The sequence below is a fragment of the Kocuria sp. CPCC 205258 genome, assembly GCF_040981005.1.
GTDB classification, from domain to species: Bacteria; Actinomycetota; Actinomycetes; order Actinomycetales; family Micrococcaceae; genus Kocuria; species Kocuria rosea.
Genome location: NZ_JAVKPS010000010.1, coordinates 94,890 through 111,105, shown reverse-complemented (window position 1 = coordinate 111,105; position 16,216 = coordinate 94,890). Strand labels below are relative to the sequence as shown.

At 72.5% G+C, this 16,216-nt stretch carries 13 protein-coding genes; 2 read left to right on the top strand and 11 right to left on the bottom strand.

Features of this window, described 5'->3' with window-relative positions:
* Nucleotides 1-391: 391 nt before the first annotated feature.
* From tyrS to RF644_RS15445, 6 genes are all read right to left on the bottom strand, one after another.
* A complete protein-coding gene (tyrS, locus tag RF644_RS15470) occupies nucleotides 392-1,702 on the bottom strand; it encodes a tyrosine--tRNA ligase (RefSeq protein ID WP_368797147.1) in 1,311 nt (436 codons plus the stop codon).
* 67 nt (nucleotides 1,703-1,769) lie between these two features.
* Nucleotides 1,770-4,028, bottom strand: a complete 2,259-nt coding sequence (locus RF644_RS15465) for a UvrD-helicase domain-containing protein (RefSeq protein ID WP_368797146.1) — start codon at nucleotides 4,026-4,028, stop codon at nucleotides 1,770-1,772.
* 118 nt (nucleotides 4,029-4,146) lie between these two features.
* A complete protein-coding gene (locus RF644_RS15460) occupies nucleotides 4,147-4,683 on the bottom strand; it encodes an adenine phosphoribosyltransferase (protein ID WP_031282693.1) in 537 nt (178 codons plus the stop codon).
* Nucleotides 4,684-4,707: 24 nt separating this feature from the next.
* A complete protein-coding gene (locus RF644_RS15455) occupies nucleotides 4,708-5,388 on the bottom strand; it encodes a DNA-3-methyladenine glycosylase (protein WP_368797145.1) in 681 nt (226 codons plus the stop codon).
* Nucleotides 5,385-6,833, bottom strand: coding sequence for an argininosuccinate lyase (argH, locus tag RF644_RS15450; protein WP_368797144.1), 1,449 nt, complete (start codon nucleotides 6,831-6,833; stop codon nucleotides 5,385-5,387). The genes RF644_RS15455 and argH overlap by 4 nt, the downstream gene beginning before the upstream one ends.
* A gap of 139 nt (nucleotides 6,834-6,972) precedes the next feature.
* Complete coding sequence (locus RF644_RS15445) at nucleotides 6,973-8,184, bottom strand: argininosuccinate synthase (protein WP_031282696.1); 1,212 nt, start codon at nucleotides 8,182-8,184, stop codon at nucleotides 6,973-6,975.
* Nucleotides 8,185-8,496: 312 nt separating this feature from the next.
* Here RF644_RS15445 and RF644_RS15440 point away from each other — a divergent pair, with 312 nt between their 5' ends.
* On the top strand, nucleotides 8,497-10,173 hold the full coding sequence (locus RF644_RS15440; RefSeq protein ID WP_368797143.1) for a catalase: 1,677 nt from the start codon (nucleotides 8,497-8,499) through the stop codon (nucleotides 10,171-10,173).
* Nucleotides 10,174-10,281: 108 nt separating this feature from the next.
* Here RF644_RS15440 and RF644_RS15435 read toward each other — a convergent pair whose 3' ends face one another.
* Nucleotides 10,282-11,802: a long-chain fatty acid--CoA ligase gene (locus RF644_RS15435; protein ID WP_368797142.1), complete on the bottom strand. Its 1,521-nt coding sequence runs from the start codon at nucleotides 11,800-11,802 to the stop codon at nucleotides 10,282-10,284.
* A gap of 194 nt (nucleotides 11,803-11,996) precedes the next feature.
* On the opposite strand from RF644_RS15435, the gene RF644_RS15430 reads away from it, so the two are divergent.
* A complete protein-coding gene (locus RF644_RS15430; protein ID WP_368797141.1) occupies nucleotides 11,997-12,440 on the top strand; it encodes an ankyrin repeat domain-containing protein in 444 nt (147 codons plus the stop codon).
* Between the two features lie 40 nt (nucleotides 12,441-12,480).
* Here RF644_RS15430 and RF644_RS15425 read toward each other — a convergent pair whose 3' ends face one another.
* The 4 genes from RF644_RS15425 to argB are packed head-to-tail and all read right to left on the bottom strand — an operon-like array spanning nucleotide 12,481 to nucleotide 16,188.
* Entirely contained in the window at nucleotides 12,481-12,975 is a 495-nt protein-coding gene (locus RF644_RS15425; protein ID WP_017832876.1) for an arginine repressor, read from the bottom strand.
* Nucleotides 12,972-13,952 carry an ornithine carbamoyltransferase gene (gene argF, locus RF644_RS15420; RefSeq protein ID WP_368797140.1) on the bottom strand — a complete coding sequence of 327 codons (981 nt, stop codon included), beginning with the start codon at nucleotides 13,950-13,952 and terminating at the stop codon, nucleotides 12,972-12,974. Before argF ends, RF644_RS15425 begins: the two co-directional genes overlap by 4 nt.
* Nucleotides 13,949-15,262 (bottom strand): acetylornithine transaminase, encoded by a 1,314-nt coding sequence (locus RF644_RS15415; protein ID WP_368797139.1) that lies wholly within the window; start codon nucleotides 15,260-15,262, stop codon nucleotides 13,949-13,951. The genes argF and RF644_RS15415 overlap by 4 nt, the downstream gene beginning before the upstream one ends.
* Complete coding sequence (gene argB, locus RF644_RS15410; protein WP_368797138.1) at nucleotides 15,259-16,188, bottom strand: acetylglutamate kinase; 930 nt, start codon at nucleotides 16,186-16,188, stop codon at nucleotides 15,259-15,261. Before argB ends, RF644_RS15415 begins: the two co-directional genes overlap by 4 nt.
* Nucleotides 16,189-16,216 lie beyond the last annotated feature (28 nt).

The window sequence follows — 16,216 nt, the reverse complement described above, 5'->3', positions numbered from 1 at the left end:
AACCAATCAACCGAATAAAACATCCGGTATCAACAAACATGGCACACTATTGAGTTCTCAAACAACAGACCAGCAACCAGGCACCACACCCGGAAACCGTGTTGGAATTTTCGGTGCCCTCCGCGTCGGAACTTCGTTCCCGCCTCAGGCAGCTCGACCATCCTACGCAGTCCGTTCTCGGCGTGTCAACTTGCGTTGTTCCGGGTTCGGACCGACCTGAACGGTCGCTCCCGCATGAACTAGGCAGCACCTCTCGGTCCTGCTGCTCTTTGCGGTGTCGTCGCCCGCCGGCCTCTCGGCCCTGCCTGACGACTCGATGAACACTACACCCCCGCCCAGGGGCCTGCAAGCTCGGCTCCCGGACGGGGGTGGTGGGCGGATCGGGCCCGGATCAGGCCTCCACGGTGACGGCGGCGAGATGCTTCTTGCCGCGGCGCAGCAGCGCCCACCGGCCGTGCAGGAGCTGGTCGGGCCCGAGCTCGGCGTCCTCGCCGACGACCTTCTCGTTGTTGACGTACGCCCCGCCCTCCTTGAGGGTCCGGCGCGCGGCGGACTTCGACTCGGACAGCCCGGTGGCCACGAGGAGGTCGGCGACCTGCAGCGCTCCGGAGGACACGCTCGCACCGGGCAGCTCCCGGGCGACCGAGTCCAGGGTCTCGGCGTCGAGCTCCGTGAGCTCGCCCCGCCCGAAGACGGCGGCCGAGGCCGCGATCGCCTTCTCGGTCGCCTCCTCCCCGTGCACCAGCGAGTTGACCTCCCAGGCGAGGACCTTCTGGGCCTGCCGCTTGTAGGGCTCCTCCTCCACGGAACGTGCCAGCTCCTCGATCTCGGCCCGGGTTTTGAAGGTGAAGACCTTGAGCCGGTCGACCACGTCCGCGTCGGCCGTGTTGAGCCAGAACTGGTAGAAGGCGTAGGGCGAGGTGAGCTCAGGGTCCAGCCACACCGCGTTGCCCTCGGACTTGCCGAACTTCGTGCCGTCCGAGTTGGTGATCAGCGGGGTGCCGACGGCGTGCACGGACACGCCCTCGACCTTGCGGATCAGGTCGGTTCCGGAGGTCAGGTTCCCCCACTGGTCGGAGCCCCCGGTCTGCAGGGTGCACCCGTGGTCGCGGTAGAGGTTCAGGTAGTCCAGTCCCTGCAGGATCTGGTAGCTGAACTCGGTGTAGGAGATCCCCTCCTCCGAGTGCAGCCGCTTGGCCACGATGTCCTTCTTGATCATCGTGCCGACACGGAAGTGCTTGCCGATGTCGCGGAGGAAGTCGATGGCGGAGAGCTGGGAGGTCCAGTCCAGGTTGTTGACCATCACGGCCCGGTTCTCGCCCTCGAAGGAGAGGAAGCGCTCGACCTGGGCGCGCAGCAGGTCCACCCACTGCGCGACGGTCTCCCGGGAGTTCAGGACCCGCTCGGAGCTCTGCCGCGGGTCCCCGATCAGACCGGTGGACCCGCCCACGAGCCCGATCGGGTGGTGGCCGGCGAGCTGGAGCCGGCGCATCAGCAGCAGCTGCACCAGGTGCCCGAGGTGCAGGGACGCCGCGGTGGGGTCGAAGCCGCAGTAGTAGGTGACCTTCTCCTCCGCGAGCGACCGCTCGAGGGCCGCCTCGTCGGTCGACACGTGCACGAGGCCGCGCCACTGCAGCTCCTGCCACACGTTGGCGAAGGACGGATCGTTGTGCTGGAGGTCCAGGTCTATTGCGTTCGACACGGCTTCCAAGGTACCAGGACGCGGAGGGGGTTCCCCTCCGCGTCCCGGTGCCTCCGGCGGCCCGGGGTCAGAACCGGTCGAGGCCGGCCGGCAGCGGCCGGGCGGCGACGACGCGCAGCCGCTGGGTGGGCCGGGTCATGGCCACGTACAGGTTGCCGACCCCGCCGCCGACCTCCTCGACGAGCGCCTGCGGCTCGACGACCACCACCGAGTCGAACTCCAGTCCCTTGGCGTCCCACGCGGAGAGCACCACGACCTGCCGGTCCAGCCGGCGGACCCCGGCACCCACGAGCCCCGGCAGGGCCCCGGCGAGCGCCGTGCCGATCTCCTGCACGCGGTCCTCGGGCACGACCACGGCCACGAGCCCGCCGCTGACCAGGTCGAGCTCGGTGCGCACCTGCTCGAGGACGCCCTCGACCACGTCCGCGGCGCCGACCCGCTGCACGATCGGCGGCTCGCCCTCGCGGACGGCCCGCGGGGCGGAGATGTCCAGGCCGGCGGCCCGGGCGACGTCGACCGCGGCCTCGGCGATCTCGGCGGGGGTGCGGTAGTTGACCGTGAGCTCGTCGAGGACGAACCGCTCCCCCACGAAGGGCTCGAGGGCGTCCTGCCAGCTGCGGGCGGCGGTGGCCGAGCCCGCCTGGGCGATGTCGCCGACCACGGTGAACGACTTCATGGGGCACCGGCGCATGAGCACGCGCCACTGCATCGGCGAGAGCTCCTGGGCCTCGTCGACCACGACGTGCCCGTAGGCCCACGTGCGGTCCGCGGTCGCGGCCTCGGCGGCGGTCATCCGGTGCTGGGTGACCGCGTTGAAGTCCGTGAGCTGGGCCGCGGTCACGATGCCGTCCGCGCCGACGTCCTCGAGGCTCTGGTGCATGTTCGCCAGCGCGTGCTCGGCGTTGTCCGTGGCCTTGCGGTGCTCCCGGTCCGCCTCGGCCCGCCGGCGCACCCCGGCCTCGTCGAGGTCGCCCAGCAGCTCGGCGGCCTCGTCCAGCAGCGGCACGTCGGCCACGGTGAAGGGGGCGTCGGCCGGGCGCAGCAGGGCCTCGACCTGGGCGGCGCTCAGGTGCGGGGCTGCGGACTCGAGGTAGTGCCGCTTGCTGAACAGCTGCGCGACGAGGGTCTGGGGCGACAGCGGCATCCACGCGAGGTTGAGCGCGATCCGCACGTCCCGGGACTGCCGGATGTCCTCCGCGAGGTAGGAGCGGTCCATGACATTGCCGCTGGTGGTGTTGAGGTGCTCGCCGAGCTGCTCGGTGAGCTCGCGCAGGGCGATCTTCACGAACGTGTTGCGCGCCTCATTGTGCGGCTTCCCCGTGGCACGGGCCTTGTCCCGGGCACGCTTGACGATGCGCGGGGTCAGCGTCACGCGGTGGGAGTCGACGCGCAGGACCTGGTCCGCCGCCGGGACCTTCTGCCGGTCCCGCACGGCGCGGGCCACGACCTCGGCCATGTCGAGGCCGGACTTGAGCCGGGCGGTCTGGGGGTCGCGCTCGGGAACGGCCGCCACGCCGGGGAACAGCTCGGACAGGGAGGACATCACGACGCCGGTCTCCCCGAGCGCCGGCAGCACCCGTTCGATGTACCACATGAACGACGACGACGGGCCGACGATCAGCACTCCCGCCTTGCGCAGCCGCTCCCGGTGCTCGTAGAGCAGGTACGCCGCCCGGTGCAGCGCCACGGCGGTCTTGCCGGTGCCGGGCCCGCCCTGCACCACGCGGACGCCGGGCAGCGGGGCGCGGATGATCTTGTCCTGCTCGGCCTGGATGGTCGCGACGATGTCCGACATCCGTCCGGTGCGCTTCTGGTTCAGCGCCGCGAGCAGGGCGCCCTCGCCGTGGAGCACGCCCTCGTCCTCGAGCATGTCCGGGTCGAGGACGTCGTCCTCGAGGGCGGCGACGTCGCGGCCCTCCAGGATGAGGTGGCGGCGGCGCCGGATGCCCATGGGGTTCTGCGCGGTGGCCTGGTAGAAGGCGGCAGCCTCGCGGGCGCGCCAGTCCACCATGAGCCGCTGGTGGTCCGCAGTGGCCAGGCCGATGCGCCCGACGTAGCGGCGGTCGCCGTCCTGGCCGTCCAGGCGGCCGAAGACGAGCCGGTGGTCCACGGCCTCGAGCTGGGCGAGCCGGTCCTCGTAGTGGGAGGCGAACGCGTCACGCTCCGCGCGGTTCTGGTGGTTGCCGAAGGACTCGCTGCGGCGCACGGCCGCGAGCTCGGCGGTCTTCTCGGCCCGCAGCTCGTCGAGCCGGTCGTAGAGCATCGCGACGTACGCGCGTTCGACAGCAAGTTGCTCGGCCGCCATCGTGGCGACGGTCTCTGCCATGGGTGGACACCTCGTTCCGGATCGAACAGACCATCGATTCTACCGGTCCGCGGGCGTTCCGACGGCGATCCGGCGGCGCGGTGCGTCACAGTGCTTCGCCGGGGTGCTCCGCCCCTGGTCAGACCCGGTACAGTGCCCGCACCCGGTGGCCGCCGAGCTGGCTGCGGCCCCGCAGGTCGGTCAGCTCCATGATCAGCCCGAACCCGGCGACGTGCAGCCCGGCCCGGTGCAGCAGCTGCGCCGTGGCCCCGAGGGTGCCGCCGGTCGCGAGGATGTCGTCGAGCACGAGCACGCGGGCCCCGCGCGGGACGTCGTCGGTATGGATCTCCAGCACCGCCGAGCCGTACTCCAGCACGTACTCCTCGCGGAAGGTCTCCCGGGGCAGCTTCCCGGCCTTGCGCACCGGGATGAGGCCCACGCCCGTCGCGTAGGCCACGGCCCCCGCCATGAGGAAGCCCCGGGCCTCGACGCCGGCCACGTGGTCGAACTGGCCGCGGAAGGCGTCGGCCAGGGCGTCGACGGTACGCCGGAAGCCGGGACCGTCCGCGAACAGGGGCGTCAGGTCGCGGAAGAGGACCCCCGGCTCCGGGTAGTCGGGGATCTTCACGCACAGGCGCTCGATCATCTGCTCAACGGATTCAGTCACACCGCTCATGCTATCCGCCCGGGTCCCGCGGACTCAGCGGCGCCGGCGCGGGACCGCGGCGCGGTACGGGGAGACGGAAGCCTCGCCGGGCAACCACCAGCGCCAGGGGAACTCGGGGGTGCCGCCGGGCCCGGACACCCCCGTGCGCGGCCCGCGGCCGGCGGCGGGGGCGTCCCCCGGGCCGGGCAGCCGCAGGAAGAAGCCCGGCGCCGCGGCGTCCCCCGCGGTGAGCGGGGCGCCGTCGTGGGCCAGGTCGATGCCCAGGGCCTTGGCGAGGTTGCCCGGGCCGCGGGCCAGCGCGGCGTCGGGCACCGGGCCGGAGCGTCCGGCGGCCCGGCGGGCGCGGGCCAGCGGCACGCCCTCCACGACCTCGCCCGCGCGGAGCAGGCATCCGCCTGCGGTGCCCTCGGGACGGCAGACCAGGTTCACGGCGTGGTGCATGCCGTAGGTGAAGTACACGTAGACGTGGCCCGGCGGACCGAACATCGAGGCGTTGCGCGCCGTCCGCCCGCGCCACGTGTGCGCCCCCGGGTCCGGCAGGTCGGAGCCGTCCGGCCCGCCGTAGGCCTCGACCTCCGTGATCCGCAGGACCACGGAGCCCTCGGCGGTCCGGTGGCCGAACAGGCTCCCGAGCAGCCGGGGGGCCACCTCGGGAGCCGGCCGGGACAGCAGCTCGAGCAGCGCCGGCCCGGCGGCGGGCCCGTTCACGCTCATCCCGCGACGATCGGCGCCCGCCGCGAGAACTCCGCGGCCTCGGCCACCTGGCGCTCGAGCTCGCCGATCTGCGCGGCCACGGCCGACGGCGCCGTGCCGCCCTGGGCGCTGCGCGAGGCCAGCGAACCCGCCACGGTGAGCACCTCGCGCACGCCGGGGGTGAGCCGGTCGGAGATCGCGGCGAAGTCCTCGTCGGAGAGGTCCCACAGCTCGATCCCGCGCTGCTCGCAGACGCGCACCGCGTCCCCGGCGACCTCGTGCGCGTCCCGGAAGGGCACGCCCTGGCGCACGAGCCACTCGGCCACGTCCGTGGCGAGGGCGAAGCCCTGCGGGGCGAGCTCGGCCATCCGCCCGGTGTTGAAGTCGAGGGTGGCGATCATCCCCGCGACCGCGGGCAGCAGCACCTCGAGCTGGTCGATCGCGTCGAAGACGGGCTCCTTGTCCTCCTGGAGGTCCCGGTTGTAGGCCAGCGGCAGGCCCTTGAGCGTGGCCAGCAGCCCGGTGAGGTCGCCGATCAGCCGGCCGGCCTTGCCGCGGGCGAGCTCGGCGATGTCCGGGTTCTTCTTCTGCGGCATGATCGAGGACCCGGTGGAGAAGGCGTCGTCGAGGGTGACGAAGGAGAACTCCTTGGTGGCCCACGTGGTGATCTCCTCGGAGATCCGGGACATGTCCACGGCGATCATCGCGGTGATCCAGGAGAACTCGGCGTAGACGTCCCGGGCCGCGGTGCCGTCGATGGAGTTGTGCACGGCGGAGTCGAAGCCCAGCTCGGCGGCGACGGCCCCCGGGTCCAGTCCGAGCGAGGACCCGGCGAGCGCCCCCGAGCCGTACGGGGAGACCGCGGCGCGGGCGTCCCAGTCCACGAGGCGCTGCACGTCCCGCAGCATCGCCCACGCGTGGGCGAGCAGGTGGTGGGACAGCAGCACCGGCTGGGCGTGCTGGAGGTGGGTGCGCCCGGGCATCGGGGCCTCCGGGTGGGCCTTCGCCTGGTCCAGGAGAGCCTGCACGACGTCGAGCACGTTGCGGGCGATGATCGCGGCGTGGTCGCGCAGGTACATCCGCCCGAGGGTCGCGATCTGGTCGTTGCGGGACCGGCCGGCGCGCAGCTTGCCGCCGAGCTCGGGCCCGGCCCGCTCGATGAGGCCCCTCTCGAGGGAGCCGTGGACGTCCTCGTCGGAGGGGGCCGGCGCGTAGGCCCCGGAGCGGACGTCGGCCTCGAGCCGGTCGAGGGCGTCGAGCATGCCCCCGAGCTCGTCGTCGGTCAGCAGCCCCGCGGTGCGCAGGACCCGGGCGTGGGCCCGGGAGCCCGCGATGTCGTAGGGGGCCAGGCGCCAGTCGAAGTGCGTCGACCGGCTCAGCGCCGCGAGGGCGTCGGCCGGTCCCCCGGCGAAGCGCCCGCCCCAGAGCGCGCCCTCGTTGGTGCCGTGCTTGTCCTGCTGCGCCATGTCTCTCCTCGTGGGTTCCGCCGGGGCCGGGGCCGCCGGGGTCGGGTCGGCCGGGCGTGGGCGGAGGGCCCCACCGCCGGGATGGGGCCCTCCGTCGTCGTGCCCGTTCCTGCTGGGGACGAGCCTACGTGCTCGGGGGCTACTTGCCCTCGGCCGCGATCCGCTGCTCGCGGGACGCCGCGACCTTCGAGGACATGCCGAACAGCTCGATGAACCCGCGGGCCTGGGACTGGTCGAACGCGTCGCCCTCGTCGTAGGTGGCGAGGTTGAAGTCGTACAGGGAGGTGTTCGAGCGGCGGCCGGTGACCGTGGCCTGGCCGGCGTGCAGGGTCATCCGGATGTCGCCGTCCACGTACTTCTGGGTGTCCTGGATGAACGCGTCGAGGGACTGCTTGAGCGGGGAGAACCACTGGCCGTCGTAGACGAGCTCGGTCCAGCGCTGGGTGGCCATCCGCTTGAAGCGGGCCTGCTCGCGCTCGACCGTCACGTTCTCCAGCTCCCGGTGCGCGGCGATCAGGGCCATGGCGCCGGGGGCCTCGTAGACCTCGCGGGACTTGATGCCCACGAGCCGGTCCTCGACGATGTCGATCCGGCCCACGCCCTGGGCGCCGGCGCGGCGGTTCATCTCCTGGATCGCCTGCAGCGGGCTGACGGGCTGGCCGTCGAGGGCCACGGGGATGCCGCCCTTGAAGCTGATCACGACCTCGTCGGCCGGCGGCGGGAACGTGGGGTCGTCCGTGTAGTCGTAGACGTCCTTGGTGGGGGCGTTCCAGATGTCCTCGAGGAACCCGGTCTCCACGGCCCGGCCCCAGACGTTCTGGTCGATCGAGAAGGGGTTCTTCTTGGTCGTGGCGATCGGCAGGTGGTGCTTCTCGGCGTAGTTGATGGCCTTGTCGCGGGTGAGGGCCAGGTCGCGGACCGGGGCGATGCACTTGAGCTCGGGGCCCAGCGTCTGGATGCCCACCTCGAAGCGGACCTGGTCGTTGCCCTTGCCCGTGCAGCCGTGGGCCACGGTGGAGGCGCCGAAGCGCTTGGCGGCGGCCACGAGGTGCTTGACGATGACCGGGCGGGACAGCGCGGAGACCACGGGGTAGGCGTCCATGTAGAGGGCGTTCGCCTGCAGCGCCGGCATGCAGTACTCCGCGGCGAACTCGTCGCGGGCGTCGGCCACGTAGGCCTCGACGGCCCCGCAGTCGAGGGCGCGCCGGCGGATGGTCTCGAGGTCCTCGCCGCCCTGCCCCACGTCGACGGCGACGGCGATGACCTCGGCCCCCGTCGCCTCGCCGATCCAGCCGATGGCCACGGAGGTGTCGAGACCCCCGGAGTAGGCCAGCACAACACGCTCGGTCACGGTGTTCTCCTTCGTCGGTGGTCCGGGCGCCACGGCGTGGCCCCGCCTTCTGTGCATGACTATACACGTCGGCTTGTATTTATGCATACTCTGCGGACCGCCCCGCGCGCTCTCCCGCCGGGCCGCGCCCGCCCTCCGACCTGCAGAGGTGCCGTGCGCCACTCCGCAATTATGAATAGCTAGCAATAGCCCGGCCCTTCCGACATACTGGGGACCGGGTGTGATCCAGACCGACCGACCGCACCCCACCACGGCGGGGGCCACGCGCCCCGGCCGTCCCGCACACCCGGTCCCTACCCCGAGAGGAACCCCATGACGAACGTTCCCGAGCAGACCCTCACCACGCGTCAGGGCCACCCGGTCCACGACAACCAGAACACCCGCACCATCGGCTCGCGCGGGCCCGCGACCCTCGAGAACTACGCGTTCCTCGAGAAGATGAGCCACTTCGACCGCGAGCGCATCCCCGAGCGCGTGGTGCACGCCCGCGGCACCACGGCCTTCGGCTACTTCGAGGCCTACGGCGCCTACGGCGACGAGCCCATCGCGAAGTTCACCCGCGCCAAGGTCTTCGCCGAGGCCGGCAAGCGCACCGACGTGGCCGTGCGGTTCTCGACCGTGGCCGGCGGCCGGGACTCCTCCGAGGTGGCCCGCGACCCGCGCGGCTTCGCCGTGAAGATGTACACGGAGGAGGGCAACTGGGACCTCGTCGGCAACAACCTGGGCGTGTTCTTCATCCGGGACGCCATCAAGTTCCCCGACTTCATCCACTCCCAGAAGCCGGACCCCGTGAACTTCGAGGCCGGCGTGGCCAACCGCGCCTTCGACTTCTTCAGCCAGTCGCCCGAGGCGATGCACATGATCACGATCCTGTTCTCCCCGCGCGGGATCCCGGCGGACTACCGCCACCAGCAGGGCTTCGGCGTGAACACCTACAAGTGGGTCAACGCCGCCGGCGAGTCCCTCCTGGTGAAGTACCACTGGATCCCGAAGCAGGGCGTGAAGTCCCTCACCTCGGCCGACGCCGCGAACATCCAGGCCCAGACCCTCGGCTCGCACACCAAGGACCTCTACGACGCGATCGAGGCCGGCGACTACCCCGAGTGGGAGCTGCAGGTCCAGGTCATGGAGGACCACGACCACCCCGAGCTGGACTTCGACCCGCTGGACGACACCAAGGTGTGGCCGGAGGAGCTGTTCCCGCCGAAGCCGGTCGGCCGCATGGTCCTGAACCGCAACCCGCAGAACTTCTTCGCGGAGAACGAGCAGATCGCCTTCGGCACCGGCGTGCTGGTGGACGGCCTGGAGTTCTCCGACGACAAGATGCTCGTGGGCCGCACCTTCTCCTACTCGGACACCCAGCGCTACCGCGTGGGCCCGAACTACCTGCAGCTGCCGGTCAACGCGCCGAAGGCGCCGGTGGCCACCAACCAGCGCGACGGCCAGATGGCCTACGCCGTGGACCACGCCCCGGGCCAGAACCCGCACGTGAACTACGAGCCGTCCATCATCGGAGGCGTGCAGGAGACTCCGAAGCCCGAGGGGTACCAGCCCGAGGTCGGCCCGGAGATCAGCGCGCGCCTGACCCGCGCCCGGATCGAGCGGACCAACGACTACAAGCAGGCCGGCGAGCGCTTCCAGCTCCAGGAGGAGTGGGAGAAGGAGGAGCTCATCGACAACCTGGTCGGCGCGCTCTCCCAGTGCGACCGCCCGATCCAGGAGCGCATGGTCTGGCACTTCTACATGGTCGAGGACGAGATGGGCCGCCGCGTGGGCGACGGCATCGGCGTCTCCCTCGAGGACGTCAAGGACCTGGGCCCCCTGGCCACCCAGCGTCTCTCCGAGGAGGAGCTGCAGCGCGTGGCCAACCTCGGCAACAACGGCCCGCGCAGCGTGGCGGGTCTCACCATGACCCACTGCGTGCCCAACGAGCACGTCACCGTGGAGCGCGAGCCCCAGCAGGCGAGCCCCGCGATGATGTCCAGCTGACCCGTCCGGGAGGCGCCCCGCCCGGGGCGCCTCCCCCGGTGTCCCGTCGGACCCACCGTGCAGGAGGGGCCGGCCGCGTCCAGCGGCCGGCCCCTTCCGTGTGCGGGCTCAGCCGCGGTGCCCGGCGCCCGCGAGGTCGAGGGAGCGCTTGAGGATCTTGCCTGTCGGGCCCTTCGGCAGCTCGTCGACCACCTTGTAGTAGCGCGGGTGCTTGTACTTGGCCACGCGCTCGCGGACGAAGGCGTCCAGCTCGTCGACCTTCGCGTCCCGCTCCGCCTCGGGCACGTCGCGGAAGGCGACGACGGCGGCGACCTCCTCGCCCATCGCCTCGTCCGGCACCCCGACCACCGCGGCCTCGGCGATGCCGGGGAACTGGTAGATCACTTCCTCGACCTCGCGGGGGTAGACGTTGTAGCCGCCGCGCAGGACCATGTCCTTCTTGCGGTCCACGATGTAGTAGAAGCCGTCCTCGTCCACCCGGGCGAGGTCCCCCGTGGCGAACCAGCCGTCACGGATCGCGGCCTCGGTCGCCTCGGGGTTGCGCCAGTAGCCGGCCATCACGTACTCCCCGGCCACCACGAGCTCGCCGATCTCCCCGACGGGGACCTCCGCGCCGAGGTCGTCCACGACCTTCAGCTGCGCGCCCTGCACCACCGTGCCGATCGAGCCCGGGCGGCGTCCCCGGTCCTTCTGGTTGAAGCACACCACCGGGGAGGTCTCGGACAGGCCGTAGCCCTCGTAGATGGGGGCGCCGAAGACCTTCTCGAAGCGCTCCAAAACCTCGACCGGCAGCGGGGACCCGCCCGAGACCCCGGCCCGCAGGTGCGGCAGCTCGACCGTCCCGCCGTCCGCGGCGGCGAGCAGCGCCACGTACATGCTCGGCACCCCGGCGAAGACCGTGACCTCGTCCCGGGCCAGGATCTCCAGCGCCTTGGCCGGGTCGAAGCGCGGCAGCAGCGTGACGGTCGCCCCCGCGTGGACGACGCCGTTGAGCGCCACGGTCTGGCCGAAGACGTGGAAGAACGGCAGGGCCCCGAACATGACGTCCCCGGGCGCCAGGTCGAAGAGGCCCGCGGACAGCGCCGCGTTGGCCCGGAGGTTGTGGTGCGTCAGGACGGCGCCCTTGGGCCGGCCCGTGGTCCCGGAGGTGTAGAGCAGGACGGCGGGCTCGTCGTCGTCGCGCTCGGCGACCCCGGGCCGCGGCGGGACGTCCGCGAGCGCCTGCAGCGTGCCGGCGGCCGAGACCTCGACCACTCGGACGTCCCGGTCCAGGTCCGCGACCGCGGCGCGGGTCGCCTCGGCCATCGCCTCCCAGACGAGCACCAGGGACACCTCGGCGTTGTCGAAGTGGTACGCCAGCTCCCGGGGGCTGAGGAGGGGGTTGAGGGGCACGACCACTCCGCCCGCGCGCAGGATCCCGTAGTAGGCGATCGGCATGTGGGGGACGTTGGGCAGGATCAGGGCCACCCGGTCGCCCTGTCCGACGCCGGCCGCGACGAGCATCGACGCGACCCGCGCGGACAGGTCGTCGAGGGCCCCGTAGGTCAGGACCTTGTCGTCGAGGACCACCGCCCGGGACTCCGGGGAGGCCGCGGCCGTGTCGGTGAGCAGGGTGGCGAGATTCGTCATGGGGGAACTCCGGATCCCCGGTGCACGGGCACCGGCGCGAGGAACGGGCACGAGGTGAGCTGTGTCACACGAGCGTGCCAGTCGGTTACTGCAACGTCAAGACCCGGGTACTTGGGGGTGGTGCGTGTCGCGGTCCCCGCCCCCGATAAACTGGCCGGCAGGAGCAGCATCCGACCGACCGCGAAGGACCACCCGTGACCGAGAACCCCCAGCCGACCGACCAGCCGCAGGACCCCGCGGCCCCCCAGCTGACCGAGGAGGAGATGGCCTACGTGCTCTCCCTGTTCGAGATGGCCCGGACGGGGGACACGGAGAACCTCCTGCCGGCCGTGCGCGCCGGCGTCCCCGTGAACCTCACCAACGGCAAGGGCGACACCCTGCTGGTCCTCGCGGCCTACCACCAGCGCGAGGAGACCGTCGCGGCGCTGCTCGAGGCCGGGGCGGACCCGGACCGGGTCAACGACAACGGTCAGACGGCGCTGATGAGCGCGGTCTTCCGGGGCAACGAGACGATCGTGCGGACCCTGCTCGAGGCCGGGGCCTCGCAGACGGCCGGCGCCCACTCCGCCCTGGACTTCGCCCGGGTCTTCGAGCGCACGGAGCTCGTCCCCGTCCTGGAGGAGTACGCGGCCCGCTGAGCGCGCGGCGCACGGCCGGCACGGGGCGGCGCCGGGACCTCTACTCGGCGAGCTCCAGGAAGCGGCGGGCCACGGCGTGGCCGCCGTCGGCCGCCCGGCACACCACCATGATGGTGTCGTCGCCGGCGATGGTGCCGAGGACGGCGGGGAGCACGGACGTGTCGATGGCGGAGGCGAAGTACTGGGCGGCCCCCGGCGGGGTCCGCAGGACCACGAGGTTCGCGCTCGCCTCGGCGGTGACCAGCAGCTCGCGGCACAGGCTGGCCAGGCGCGCGTCGAGCACCTCCTGGGTGATCCCGGAGGCGGGCGAGCGGTCGGCCCCGGCCTGCGGGACGGCGTAGACGAGGGCGCCGGAGCCCTCGCGCACCCGGACGGCCCCGAGCTCCACGAGGTCGCGGGAGAGCGTGGCCTGGGTGACCTGCACGCCGTCCTCGGCCAGCCGGGCGGCCAGCTCGGCCTGCGAGTGGATCGCCCCTCCGGTCACGAGGGCCACGATCCGGGCCTGCCGGGCGGTCTTGGTGGCGGGGATGCTCATGCGGGGACGGCGGAGGCGTCGGCAGCGCCCAGGTCGTAGCGCCCGGAGCGCGCCATGAGCCAGACGAGCAGGGCCTTCTGGGCGTGCAGCCGGTTCTCCGCCTCGTCCCACACCACGGACTGCGGGCCGTCGATGACCTCGGCCGCGACCTCGGAGCCGCGGAAGGCGGGCAGGCAGTGCAGGAACAGCGCCCCGGGCGCGGCCTGGGCCATCGCCGCGGCGTCCACGGAGTACGCCCGGAAGACCTCCGTCCGCGCCTCGGTCTCCGCCTCCTGGCCCATGGACACCCAGGTGTCGGTGCAGACCACGTCCGCCCCGGCGAGCGCCTCGGCCGGGTCGGTGGTCACGCGCACGGATCCTCCGGTCTGCTCCGCGCGCTCCTCGGCGGCCCGCACCACCGCCGGGTCGGGGAGGTGGCTCGCCGGGCCGGCGACGCGCACGTGCATGCCGGCGGTGGCCCCGCCCAGCAGGTAGGAGTGGGCCATGTTGTTGGCGGCATCCCCCAGGTAGGCGAAGCTGAGCCCGGCGAGACCGCCCCGGTGCTCCCGGACGGTCAGCAGGTCCGCGAGGATCTGGCAGGGGTGGTAGTCGTCGGAGAGCCCGTTGACGACGGGCACGGTGGCGGCCGCGGCCATCTCCTCCAGCCCGGACTGGGCGTAGGTGCGCCACACGATGGTCGAGGCCATGCGGGAGAAGACGCGCGCGGTGTCCGCCACGCTCTCCTTGCCCAGCTGCGACTCGCCCGGGTTGATCATCAGCGGGTTGCCGCCGAGATCGGCGATCCCGGCGGAGAAGGAGACCCGGGTGCGGGTCGACGTCTTGTCGAAGATCACGGCCACGGTCTGGGGCCCCGCGTAGGGCCGGTGGGCCCAGCGGTCGGCCTTGAGGCGGGCGGCGAGCTCGAGCACCTCGGTCTGCTCCTGCTGGGAGAGGTCGGTGTCGACGAGGAAGTGGCGGGGGGTCATGGACGGGTTCATGCTTCTTTCGGCGGGGAGTCGGGCGAGGTCGCGGCGGGGGCCGTGACCGCGGCGGCGGCGGTGCGCAGGATCTCGGGGAGCGCGTCGAGGAAGGTGCGCGCCTGCTCGGGGGTCAGGATCAGGGGCGGGGCCAGGCGCAGGGTCCCGGGTCCGGTCGCGTTGACGATGAACCCGGCGTCCCGGGCGGCCTCGACCACGGCGGGGCCGAACGGGGCGGTGGCCCCCTCGGGGACCTCGAGGTCGGCGCCGATCAGCAGTCCGTGCTGGCGCACGTCGCCGATCCCGGGGACCGCGCGCAGCCCCTCGCCGAGCACGGCGCCCACGGTGCGCGCGTGCGCGAGCAGGCCGTCCTCCTCGATGACGGTGACGGTGGCGAGGCCCGCGGCGGTGGCCGGCGGGTTGCCGCCGAACGTGGTGCCGTGCTGGCCGGCCCCGAGCAGCGCGGAGACCTCAGGGCCGACGGTCAGCATCGCGCCGATCGGGAAGCCGCCGCCGAGGCCCTTGGCCAGGGTGATCGCGTCCGGCAGGTCGTCGCCGGTGAGCTCGGCGGAGGAGGCGAACCAGCGGCCGGTGCGGCCCATCCCGGTCTGCACCTCGTCCACGACGAGCAGCGCGCCGTGCCGGCGGGTCAGCTCCCGGGCGGCCCGGAGGTAGCCCTCGGGCAGCTCGCGCACGCCGGCCTCGCCCTGGACGGGTTCCACGATGAGCGCCGCGACCGTCCCGTCGAGGTGCTCCTCGAGGGCCTCGACGGTCGCGGGGATGTGCCGGACCCCGCCCGGGAGGGGCTCGAAGGGCGCCCGGTAGGCCTCCTTGGCGGTCAGGGCGAGCGCGCCCATGGTGCGGCCGTGGAAGGCGGACTCGAGGGCGAGGACGGTGCCGCGGGGCCGGCCGTCCGGGCCGGGGTGCTCGTGGCCGTGGCGGCGGGCGAGCTTGAAGGCGGCTTCGTTGGCCTCGGTGCCGGAGTTCGCGAAGAAGACGTGGGAGCCCGCGGGCGCGCCGGCCAGGGACAGCAGCTTCCCGGCGAGGGCGATCTGCTGGGGGGAGGTGAAGAAGTTGGAGACGTGCCCGAGGGTGGCGAGCTGGCGGGAGACGATCTCCACCCAGCGCGGGTGGGCGTGGCCGAGGGCGTTGACGGCGATGCCCGCGAGCAGGTCGAGGTAGTCCCGGCCGTCGGCGTCGGTGACCACGGCGCCCTTGCCGTGGGTGAGCACGAGGGACGGGCTGCCGAAGACGCCGAGCAGCGAGTCGGCGTACTCGCCGAGCAGGGCGGTCTGGGCCGAGTAGCGGGAGGCGGTGTGCTGGGCGGTCATGACGATGCTCCGTGGTCGGGGACGAGCTGGGTACCGATGCCGGTGTCGGTGAAGATCTCGAGCAGGCACGTGTGCGGGCTTCGCCCGTCGACGATGGACGCCCGGCGCGCCCCGCCCTCCACGGCCCGCAGGGCCGCCTCCATCTTGGGGATCATCCCGGCCTGCAGGCTCGGGAGCATCGCGCGCAGCTCCGAGGCGGACAGGGACGCGATGAGGGAGTCCTTGTCCGGCCAGTTCGCGTAGAGCCCCTCGACGTCGGTGAGGGCCACGAACTTCTCGGCGCGCAGGGCCACCGCCACGGCGGCGGCGGCGGTGTCCGCGTTGACGTTGAGGATCTCCCCCGTGGGGCGGCCGTGCGCGTCGACCTCCGGCGCCACGGAGGAGATGACGGGGATCCGCCCGGCCTCGAGGAGCTGGGTGACGGGCTCGGGGTTGACGCCGACGACCTCGCCCACGTGGCCGAGGTCCACCTCCTCGCCGTCCACGACGGTGCCCCGGCGGACCGCGCGGAACAGCTCGGCGTCCTCCCCCGAGAGCCCGACGGCGTACGGGCCGGTGGCGTTGAGCAGGGAGACGAGCTCCCGCTGGACCTGCCCGGTCAGCACCATGCGGATGGCGTCCACGGCCTCCTTGGAGGTGACGCGCAGCCCGCCGCGGAACTCGGACTCGATGCCCAGCCGCTCCAGCATGCGATTGATCTGGGGGCCGCCGCCGTGCACCACGACCGGCTTGATCCCGACGTGGCGCAGGAACACCATGTCCTCCGCGAAGGCCTGCCGCAGCGGCTCGGAGACCATGGCGTTGCCGCCGTACTTGAAGACCATCACGGACCCGGCGTAGCGCTGGATCCAGGGCAGGGCCTCCATCAGGGTGCCCGCCTTCAGCTGGGCGGTCTCGTAGCGGGTCGGGTCGCTCGGGTCGGTCATGGTTCTCCTGCGCCGTGGGTCGGTGCTG

Bases quoted from the DNA above. Each gene is read 5' to 3' on its own strand.
- argH (WP_368797144.1), bottom strand. From the start codon at position 6,833: ATGGCGCAGCAGGACAAGCACGGCACCAACGAGGGCGCGCTCTGGGGC.
- argB (WP_368797138.1), bottom strand. From the start codon at position 16,188: ATGACCGACCCGAGCGACCCGACCCGCTACGAGACCGCCCAGCTGAAG.
- RF644_RS15465 (WP_368797146.1), bottom strand. From the start codon at position 4,028: ATGGCAGAGACCGTCGCCACGATGGCGGCCGAGCAACTTGCTGTCGAA.
- argF (WP_368797140.1), bottom strand. From the start codon at position 13,952: ATGAACCCGTCCATGACCCCCCGCCACTTCCTCGTCGACACCGACCTC.
- RF644_RS15435 (WP_368797142.1), bottom strand. From the start codon at position 11,802: ATGACGAATCTCGCCACCCTGCTCACCGACACGGCCGCGGCCTCCCCG.
- RF644_RS15415 (WP_368797139.1), bottom strand. From the start codon at position 15,262: ATGACCGCCCAGCACACCGCCTCCCGCTACTCGGCCCAGACCGCCCTG.
- RF644_RS15425 (WP_017832876.1), bottom strand. From the start codon at position 12,975: ATGAGCATCCCCGCCACCAAGACCGCCCGGCAGGCCCGGATCGTGGCC.
- RF644_RS15460 (WP_031282693.1), bottom strand. From the start codon at position 4,683: ATGAGCGGTGTGACTGAATCCGTTGAGCAGATGATCGAGCGCCTGTGC.
- RF644_RS15455 (WP_368797145.1), bottom strand. From the start codon at position 5,388: ATGAGCGTGAACGGGCCCGCCGCCGGGCCGGCGCTGCTCGAGCTGCTG.
- RF644_RS15440 (WP_368797143.1), top strand. From the start codon at position 8,497: ATGACGAACGTTCCCGAGCAGACCCTCACCACGCGTCAGGGCCACCCG.